The 2,209-nt window shown below is 43.8% G+C and carries 2 protein-coding genes; both read left to right on the forward strand.

The window, feature by feature from the left end; translation table 11 throughout:
* The coding region (locus WBG83_RS22240; protein ID WP_336747575.1) for an S-layer homology domain-containing protein at positions 1–828 on the forward strand (828 nt) is incomplete at its 5' end.
* A gap of 17 nt (positions 829–845) precedes the next feature.
* On the forward strand, positions 846–2,209 hold a 1,364-nt coding region (locus WBG83_RS22245; protein WP_336747576.1), incomplete at its 3' end, for a CARDB domain-containing protein.

The raw sequence follows: 2,209 nt of genomic DNA on the forward strand, positions 1-2,209 counted from the left end.
TATGGGGACTGGAACACGCCGATTACCCGGGAGCAGATGGCAAAAATTGCGGTTCGGGCAATTGGCCAAAAAGCGGAGGATGAGAAGCAGTGGTTGTATTTAGCAACCAAAGCCGGTTTAATCACAGGTTTAGGCGGCGGGGAGCTGGGCCCGGATCAGCCGACTACAAGGGCACAATCAGTGACCATCATTGAGCGGATTTTGAATATTCGGGCTGGGGGGAAGGAAGAGGTAGACAAAGCCGCCGTGAACATGGCGGAGCTGCACTGGCATAAGACGAATATTTTCACGGTGATGCCGCAGTTTTTTGGAAATGTTATGCCTGGTTATGAATGGAATCCTGACAATCTATTTGTCGAAACGCCGGATGGGAAATATCGCGGGGAACTGGATGCTTTAATTGCAATCGATATGGAAGATCCTAATGATCCGAATTTGAAGGAGCTTGGTGATTTATCGGTATTGAAGTGGTTTCCCCTAACGAATTTGCAGCCTTCTGTTGCAGATTATCCAAAAAGTTATGTTTTGCTTTACAAAGGACATGCTGAATATAACCATGACAACTCCATATATCAAGAGAAACCATATTTACCATTTAGCATCTCCGGAGTAACGAATGCTAATATTGAAGGCTTTAAAAAAGGTGAATTAACGATACCTGCTTCAATATATCGAAATAAGCTTGGTGATTTCCCAGGGTATATTATCCCAAAAACATTGTATACAGATAATTATCTAATTCTTTCTTTAAGGTCTCCTGCAATTGCCCCAAATAAAGATTATAGAAAAGATATACTTCAAGTCACTACTCCGCTGTCTATTTATTAAAGGAGGATAAATTGTTTGTGAAAAGAAAATCCTTTTTTAAACTGAGCGGTGCCGTTGCGGTACTGCTTTCTATTTCTTTACTTGCTTCGATTCTTATTCCAGACCCACCGTCTGTTTATGCGGAGGACGCAGAAATTACCTATGGGATATCAGCAGATAAATGGCAATCTGACGGTGGTTTCACAAAGTATTCAACTTTGCCCGGTCAAGTAACCTTAGAGAAGACGGGATATAAAATCGTATCCGCTGAGGTTGTGAGGACTGATGGGGGATCATATACTCAAAAGATTACTGATGCGATAGGACAAACGAGCTGGACGGGACAATTAACCATTCCGGGTGTGGAAGTCCCGGTTTCATCTATAGGAAATGAAACCGTTAAGGGCTATTATGCATGGTATCGTTATTCAAAAGCAGACAATGACCCCTATTGGTACGCTGATTTTGACCGAATAGATGACAGTTATAACGGCTACGGGGAGCAACGAAAATGTAAGTCACCTGATTTAGATTCATTTGGATTACCTGCTACCCCAGGTTGTGACGATAGTCGGTTAACTTTGAGTGGTGGATTAGAAAAAGCTTTTCTGACAAACAACGGTAAAAAGTATGTACATTATAAATTTGTAGATAATGCAAAAGCGACTGGTGTATCTACCATCAATTATGTAGAGGAAATACTTGGTCCCGAAGGGATTACTGGTATGTCAGATGGTACTACCAATGCGACCGGTGTAAAAATGTCTCCAGACATGGAAAAGATGACTGTCGAATACTATCAGAATTTTGACCATATCAATCCAGGTGGCGATAAAAACTTTGCAGCCTATGGTGCAAAAATGGCGGTCTACTTCGCAGCCTTCAAAACAGATATTTACTCTTTCACGTATCAGTATCCCTACAAGGTTCAAGTTGTTTATGAACCGATTCAAAAACCGGATCTTGTGGCTGACTCCATCGCCCTCACCTCCAAGCTCAAACTCGGAGAAACCGGGGAAATTGAAGTCAAGTTCCATAATGCCGGCGTGAACATTACGAAGGATTTCAAAGTCGCCGCCTTTGCTTCCGGAACGCCGCTGCAGGGCTCACCGGTGACGATTAATGGCATGACGGCCGGAGAGTCGAAAACTCTGCGCTTTCCGTTTACCTTCACAACCACCGGCAATGTACCGATTGAATTCAAAGTCGATTACGGCACCACGATGAACGATAACGGCATCATTGACGAGGAAAATGAAGCGAACAATGTCAAAGGGGATATTGTCAGTCCTGACCTGGGGATCGACGGGGATTTCGGCATTCCAACCGAGGTGACTCTCCGTGACCCGATCCCGATTACGCCTAAGGATTTTGATGTTCCAGCCGCGTGCGGTTATGAGTA

Source organism: Paenibacillus sp. y28 (assembly GCF_037137075.1).
Classification (GTDB): domain Bacteria; phylum Bacillota; class Bacilli; order Paenibacillales; family NBRC-103111; genus JBBBNV01.